The organism is Vibrio sp. 10N.222.52.C3 (assembly GCF_041474195.1).
In the GTDB taxonomy this organism is placed as follows: domain Bacteria; phylum Pseudomonadota; class Gammaproteobacteria; order Enterobacterales; family Vibrionaceae; genus Vibrio; species Vibrio crassostreae_C.
Genome location: NZ_JBFRTQ010000153.1, coordinates 1 through 6,527, shown reverse-complemented (window position 1 = coordinate 6,527; position 6,527 = coordinate 1). Strand labels below are relative to the sequence as shown.

Annotated in this window: 7 protein-coding genes; 3 read left to right on the top strand and 4 right to left on the bottom strand. The window is 43.4% G+C overall.

The genetic code is table 11. The annotated features are described in order from the left end of the window. Positions 1-123: 123 nt before the first annotated feature. Entirely contained in the window at positions 124-1,323 is a 1,200-nt protein-coding gene (locus AB4517_RS20065; RefSeq protein WP_004732372.1) for an enolase C-terminal domain-like protein, read from the bottom strand. A 260-nt stretch (positions 1,324-1,583) separates the two neighbouring features. Between AB4517_RS20065 and AB4517_RS20060 the strand changes: the two genes are divergently transcribed. The 3 genes from AB4517_RS20060 (at position 1,584) to AB4517_RS20050 (ending at position 4,744) form a co-directional block, all read left to right on the top strand. Then, a complete protein-coding gene (locus AB4517_RS20060; RefSeq protein ID WP_017068132.1) occupies positions 1,584-3,017 on the top strand; it encodes a PTS transporter subunit EIIC in 1,434 nt (477 codons plus the stop codon). Positions 3,018-3,130: 113 nt separating this feature from the next. Continuing rightward, positions 3,131-4,099: a sugar kinase gene (locus AB4517_RS20055; protein WP_372149601.1), complete on the top strand. Its 969-nt coding sequence runs from the start codon at positions 3,131-3,133 to the stop codon at positions 4,097-4,099. A 15-nt stretch (positions 4,100-4,114) separates the two neighbouring features. Then, a complete protein-coding gene (locus AB4517_RS20050; RefSeq protein WP_372149599.1) occupies positions 4,115-4,744 on the top strand; it encodes a bifunctional 4-hydroxy-2-oxoglutarate aldolase/2-dehydro-3-deoxy-phosphogluconate aldolase in 630 nt (209 codons plus the stop codon). A 101-nt stretch (positions 4,745-4,845) separates the two neighbouring features. On the opposite strand, the gene AB4517_RS20045 is transcribed toward AB4517_RS20050, so the two are convergent. The 3 genes from AB4517_RS20045 to AB4517_RS20035 all read right to left on the bottom strand — a co-directional run bounded on the left by AB4517_RS20045 (position 4,846) and on the right by AB4517_RS20035 (position 6,179). Further along, the gene (locus AB4517_RS20045) at positions 4,846-5,385 is read right to left on the bottom strand and encodes a disulfide bond formation protein B (protein ID WP_372149597.1); all 540 of its coding nucleotides are present in this window, start codon (positions 5,383-5,385) and stop codon (positions 4,846-4,848) included. A 9-nt stretch (positions 5,386-5,394) separates the two neighbouring features. Further along, on the bottom strand, positions 5,395-5,550 hold the full coding sequence (locus AB4517_RS20040; RefSeq protein WP_017061085.1) for a DUF5993 family protein: 156 nt from the start codon (positions 5,548-5,550) through the stop codon (positions 5,395-5,397). A gap of 368 nt (positions 5,551-5,918) precedes the next feature. Next, the gene (locus tag AB4517_RS20035) at positions 5,919-6,179 is read right to left on the bottom strand and encodes a DUF5062 family protein (protein WP_017061084.1); all 261 of its coding nucleotides are present in this window, start codon (positions 6,177-6,179) and stop codon (positions 5,919-5,921) included. Between the last annotated feature and the right edge of the window lie 348 nt (positions 6,180-6,527).

The window sequence follows — 6,527 nt, the reverse complement described above, 5'->3', positions numbered from 1 at the left end:
CATCTAATATTATTAATTTAATGATACTAGAAATATACTTACCAGATAATACGTAATATCTGGTAAGTATATTAAATAAGAAAATGGCCGCTTATAGCGACCATTTGATATTAAAAATACGAGTTAAGGGGTATGAATCGCGCCATCAGGAAGGCGACTTTGAGTCCACTCGTGGGGGCGATACATAACAGGGAACTCGGCTGCAACCTCTCGGTCGATTTCAACACCAATACCTGCGATTTCAGAAGCGTATAAGTAGCCATTAATTGGCTCTGCAGCGTTCGGGAATACCTTGTGTGTATTCTCGTTGTACTCGACATGTTCTTGAATGGCAGCATTGTGTAAATGCACATTCAAATGCGTGTTTACCGCTGCGCCAATTGGCGTCATATCTGGCGGGCAATGCCATGCAATACGAACACCGAAGTTCTGACATAGATGGCCGAGTTTCAGAGCTGGGGTAATACCACCAATCTGTGAAACATGGCAACGAATGAAATCAATGCGGCGGTTAGCAATCAATGATTTCCACTCTTCAGGGTTATTAAATAACTCCCCTAAACCTAATGAAACTGAGCTCTGGCTGCGAATATTATCCAACCATTCCGTTTGATTTGGCGGCAGAATATCTTCAATGAAATACGGCTTATATTGCTCGACTTCCTTCGCAAATTGTATCGCTTGGTTCGGGAATAGGCGCTCATGAACATCATGAAGAATATGGAATTGGTTACCATATTTCTCTCTCAGCGACTTAAACATCGTTAGAGTATTGTCCATGTACTGATCTTGGTCGTAGTACGAACCTTCAGTCGGGTTTTGAGTGGTATGCAAATCCGTTGGAACGCCGCCATAGAAACCAAGCTGACAACGAATGTGCTTGTAGCCTTTGTCTAGGAAAGATTCCACCAGCTCATAAATCCCTTCCATCGTGTCGCTCGTCGCGTGTGTGTATACAGGAATAGCATCACGAGACTTACCACCAAATAACTGGTGTAACGGCATACCCGCCAATTTGGCTTTAATATCCCACAGTGCCATATCAACACCGGAAATTGCATTATTGATAACAGGGCCATTTCGCCAATAAGCGTTGACCATCATCATTTGCCATAAGTCTTCAATATTATTGGCGTTTTTACCAATAAGAATAGGTTTTAAATATTCATCGACCATTGTTTTTACAGCAAGCGGTCTTTGTTGGAATGTCGCACAACCAAACCCTGTCACGCCTTCATTCGTTTCAACTACCACGGTAATGAGGTTGTGTCTGTCTGGTTTAGTAATAATACAATGGATATCAGATATAATAGTTTCTTTCACAATTAAATAACCTAAACTTAAGTCAACTCCTATTATCTAACCGCTTTAAAAACCACATTTCAAGCGCTAATTTTGCGTAAAAATAATTGGTACGTTAAGTGATTTTTTTTGATAACCAAAACATACCAATTGGCCAAAAACGGTGAAAAAATAATTTTTCGGATTTTAAGTGTGATTGAGATCTCTTTTTACTCCGTTGGATTTAAATTGGTTGTCGTTATGATTGCTCGAGTTAAATATATTCCAATAACAGGTGTAGTATGCAAATGGTAGAAAAAAGTGATGCCGTTATTAATAACTCGAAGTCATCATCGAAGAAGAAAAATTTCAAAGAAAATATACAGTTATTAATCACTGCACTTGGTGGTGAAGACAATATCGTGAGTATCACGCACTGTATGACAAGGCTGAGATTCAAATTAGCAGACGAGTCGCTGGTAGACGAAGAAGCAATCAAGCAGATCGCAGATGTGAAAGGTGTGGTACTTCAACAAGGCCAAACTCAAGTCATCATCGGTGTTGAGGTCGAGAAGTGGTTCAACGCGCTATCAAACACTCAACAAGCTGACGCTAATCCGGCTGATGAACTAGAGAAAGGCAAGCTGTTCCAAGGCGTGATGCGTATTGTCGCAGGCATCTTTGGTCCGGTTGTACCCGCAATCGCTGGCGCGGGTATGTTGATGGGCCTGTTGTCTGGTCTTATTGCAACCAATGTTATCTCTGAAACCTCAGACACAGTTTATTTCTTCCGCTCGATCTCTGTTGCTGTGTTCTTCTTCTTACCTATGCTGGTTTCTTTCTCTGCCGCTAAGGTATTCAAAGTAAACGAATACATTGCGCTTGCTGTCTCTTCAGCAATGCTAGCGCCTCTGCTTGTTGATAAAGCAACAATGCTAAAAGACGCAGGCGCTGCTCCGGAGCTGACCGTTCTTGGCGTGGTTCCTATTGAGCTGCTCAACTACGGCGGCGCGATTGTTCCTGCGATTCTAGCAATCTGGTTATTGTCTAAAGTGACTCCGTTAGTTGACCGCCTAGTTCCTTCTTCTGCGAAGCCTGTATTTACACCACTGCTTGCCTTTACGGTAACTTCGACCATCACGCTATCATTTGTTGGCCCTGCTGGTATCTGGCTAAGTAATGGCGCAGGTTGGGTGATGAGCTCACTACTGGAAATCTCTCCGACGTTAACAGGCTTTGTGTTTGGTCTAACTCGCCCGATCACCATCGTATTTGGTATCCACCACAGCATGACGCCAATCAGCCTGAACAACTTTGCACTGTATGGTAAGGATCTACTTATGCCAATCATGTGTTTGGGTAACATGGCAATTGCTGGCGCGACAATGGCTATCTGGCACAAGCAACGTAAAACGGTTTCTAAAGAGCAATCTTCAATTACGATGGGCTCAAGTGTTACCGCTATCTTAGGCATCACGGAACCGGCTCTATTTGGTGTACTCACGAAATACACCAAAGCGATGATGACCGCGAGCTTGGCTGCAGGCGTGTTCGGTGCTATCTCGGTAACAATCGATACGCACTTAACAAGCTACATTCTTTCTTCTGTATTCAGCTTGCCAGCTTACCTTGCAGGCGGTACGCAAAACTTCATTCAAGCACTGATGGGCGTGGTGGGTGTATTTGCACTGTCTTTCGTCCTAACGATGTTGTTCGTAAAACTAGACAACAAGTAATCGGCTAGTCTCACTCCCGTAAGATTAGAATCGAAAAAGCATGACCATATCTCATTATGGTCATGCTTTCCTCAATACGAACAAACCCAACCTTTCCTTTCTAAGGCTATATTATGACCCACATCGCAATCATCGGTGAGTGCATGATTGAACTGAATGGGGCTCCATTTGGCAACATGCATCAAAGCTATGGTGGAGACACATTAAACGCGGCAATCTACTTGAACCGCAGCGCTGCGGTTAGCAATCCCATGAACTGCAATAACACTGCGAATCCAGCGATACGAACAAGCTATGTCTCGGCGCTTGGCTCTGACGCTATCAGCCAAGAGATGCTTAACCGATGGCAAGATGAAGGACTATCAACCGAATTCGTGCTTATTGACGAGCAGCGTTCACCCGGGCTCTATCTCATTCAACTCGACGATGTTGGTGAGCGCACCTTCCTATACTGGCGCAACGATTCGGCGGCTCGCTACATGGTACAGCACCCCGATTTCGATAAGATAGCCAACCAACTTCACGATGTTGATATGGTGTTTCTGAGTGGTATTTCCCTCGCGATATTGCCACACAGCGATCAGTTAAAGTTACTCACTATCATCGAAGGCCTACGTGAACATGGCGTTACCATCGCCTTTGATAGTAACTATCGACCAAAGTTGTGGAGCTCAGAGGCCGCAACTAAAGAATGCTATCTATTAGGCTATAAAACGACCGATATAGCCCTAGTCACATTCGATGATGAACAACTGTTGTGGAGCGATCAAACGCCACAAGACACCATAACAAGGCTGCATACGCTCGGTGTCAAAACCGTTGTTGTCAAGCTTGGTGCTGAAGGCTGCTTGATCAGCGAAAACCCCGCAAATGAGCCAGTAAAAATCACAACGACACCTGTCGAGACTGTGGTTGATAGCACCTCTGCTGGCGACTCTTTTAACGGCGGTTTCTTATCTTGCTATCTCGCTGGAGGTTCTATTGAAGAAGCCTGCCATCAAGGTAATGCATTAGCCAGATTGGTGATTCAACATAATGGCGCAATCATCCCAAAATCCATCACCGACACTCTTTCAAACTGATATTAAGAAGTACACATGTCTACAATTAACGAACAGCTAAACGCACTTAAAGTTATCCCTGTTATCGCCATTGATAACGCAGAGGATATTATCCCTCTAGGCAAAGTATTGGCTGAGAATGGGCTTCCCGCCGCTGAAATTACGTTCCGTTCAGACGCCGCTGTTGAAGCTATCCGACTGCTTCGAGAAGCTCAGCCTGACATGCTGATCGGCGCGGGCACCATCTTGAACCGTGAGCAAGCACTCGCAGCAAAAGAAGCGGGCGCAACGTTTGTGGTTTCACCGGGCTTTAATCCGAACACAGTTAAAGCATGCCAAGAGATCGGCATCGATATCATTCCAGGTGTGAACAATCCAAGCACCGTTGAAACGGCATTAGAGATGGGCTTAACAACCTTGAAGTTCTTCCCAGCAGAAGCATCTGGTGGGATCAGCATGGTTAAATCGCTCGTTGGCCCATACGGCGATATTCGACTAATGCCTACAGGCGGCATTACGCCATCAAACATCGATAACTACTTAGCAGTGCCTCAAGTATTAGCCTGCGGTGGTACATGGATGGTCGACAAGAAGCTGGTTGAAAACGGTAAGTGGGACGAGATCGCGCGCCTAACACGCGAGGTTGTTGAGCAGGTGAATCGTTAAGCGCTAACGTTCTAGAAAGGACAAGTTCGCTTGATTCTATAGCAACGAAGCCACAGCAGATGCTGTGGCTTTTGTTTTCGCTGCTAACTCTAATGAGTCGGTTAATTGAGCAACCAATAACTCACTGGGTTATCAGGACATTGATAAGGCCCACACTCAGTAAACGTAGCAATGGCATTGAGCGCAACCACAACGATTGCCAGTAAGCACGCAATACGCCCTAGATTGCTCATTTTGTATGGTTCTTGAGTCTCTGTCTTATTCGTTAGTATCAAGATCACAGCAACCGCAAAGATAGTGGCCGTGAACAAAACAAAAGCCCACGTATAGTAATGCATCCCGAGGATGGGGCTACCATAACCCGGAGTTCCGGGAATCACATGTAATGAGACCTGTCTTAGGGAGGTTGCAACACCATATAAAGCACCAATTAGGACGATGCCATAGTGGCGAGATTGAGGCCCATAAACCACATTCAACATGAAGCCAAACGCCACCATCACAAAGCCAATACGTTGTAATAAGCATAACGGACAAGGCAACTCATTAAGAACAAACTGAAGAATAAAGCCGATCAACAAAACGGCTGTCATACCCAGCAAGCCCAGTGTATTCAAGAGAGTTAACTGATTTCGATTCATGCTAACTCCTTACAATAAGATCGATAGTGGGTCGGTGGCATGATGGTTAAACCAATACAAACCTAGGATCACTGAGCTAGCAAAAAAGCCATAAGCAGCGGTCTTCTTATCGAAAAACGCGCATAGCATCGCCACAAGTAACAACAAAAACAGTAAAGACATCATAAGAGGAATTTCCTTTCTATTTATCCTGTTCAGTCAGACTAAACGTCATAATGAATATCCACACCGATGCTCTTAATCATTCAACTTCGGTAAATCGATGGATTACGAATTGAAAATCATCAACTTAATAGTTGTTAGTAAGATCCAAGCTGTCAAGTTTGGAGCCTCGTACTTAATGCTCACAAATACGTTGAGGCAACTAATGAACCGATGATGCGCATTAATGTTGATGGGCAGGTAAGGTTGGCGAATCTGTGAATGAAGTTAGGCTTAGGAGATATCAAGAGGCTATTTTTACTGCTCCATAAAGCAAAAAACCCAGCGAAAAATCGCTAGGTTTCAAATATAAAAAATGAGGTAATACAAGTTTACTTCAGCGGGTCATTGTCCGGCAGTGCCTTATGAAGCCAGAGTGCTAAACGCTTCTTGATGTTCGCGCCATCAAGCTTATCGTCCGGTAACGGTGTGATCTGATTGACTTCAACAAGGAACAAGTACACCGCTTTAACCTTTATCGGTTGGGATGAATTTGGCAAATCAAAACCTTGTAGCTTAGCCATCTTAAAACCGACTTCAACTGCTTTTTTTACCAGCTTATCTTCATTAATGATCTTCGCGGTTTTCGACATATCATCTCCATCATCTTTATCGAATGAATATTGAGTATATCAAACCGAAAAATTCACAAGATTACTTCGCTCTCAATTTGAGGAGTCACTTTGATAAATAACATAAAACGAATAACAGGCTCTAGGATGACTCTAATTCGCTTGATAGTTACGCCACCAATACCTGTACGCAAACGCGTCTCTTAACAGAACACTCAATAAATGAGATCTTAAGTCAAAAAACAAAAATTCGAATAATATTTGACTTAGCATTCCAAAGAATACGGAATATTATGATGTTCATTTTGAAAGTTAAAATTCAATAAAAGATCAATAAACTGCTGTTATTTAACTGGTTTAATACTAATT

Excerpts from the sequence above, each read along its gene's own strand:
- AB4517_RS20045 (WP_372149597.1), bottom strand. The coding sequence starts at position 5,385 with ATGAATCGAAATCAGTTAACTCTCTTGAATACACTGGGCTTGCTGGGT.
- AB4517_RS20035 (WP_017061084.1), bottom strand. The coding sequence starts at position 6,179 with ATGTCGAAAACCGCGAAGATCATTAATGAAGATAAGCTGGTAAAAAAA.
- AB4517_RS20040 (WP_017061085.1), bottom strand. The coding sequence starts at position 5,550 with ATGATGTCTTTACTGTTTTTGTTGTTACTTGTGGCGATGCTATGCGCG.
- AB4517_RS20050 (WP_372149599.1), top strand. The coding sequence starts at position 4,115 with ATGTCTACAATTAACGAACAGCTAAACGCACTTAAAGTTATCCCTGTT.
- AB4517_RS20055 (WP_372149601.1), top strand. The coding sequence starts at position 3,131 with ATGACCCACATCGCAATCATCGGTGAGTGCATGATTGAACTGAATGGG.
- AB4517_RS20060 (WP_017068132.1), top strand. The coding sequence starts at position 1,584 with ATGCAAATGGTAGAAAAAAGTGATGCCGTTATTAATAACTCGAAGTCA.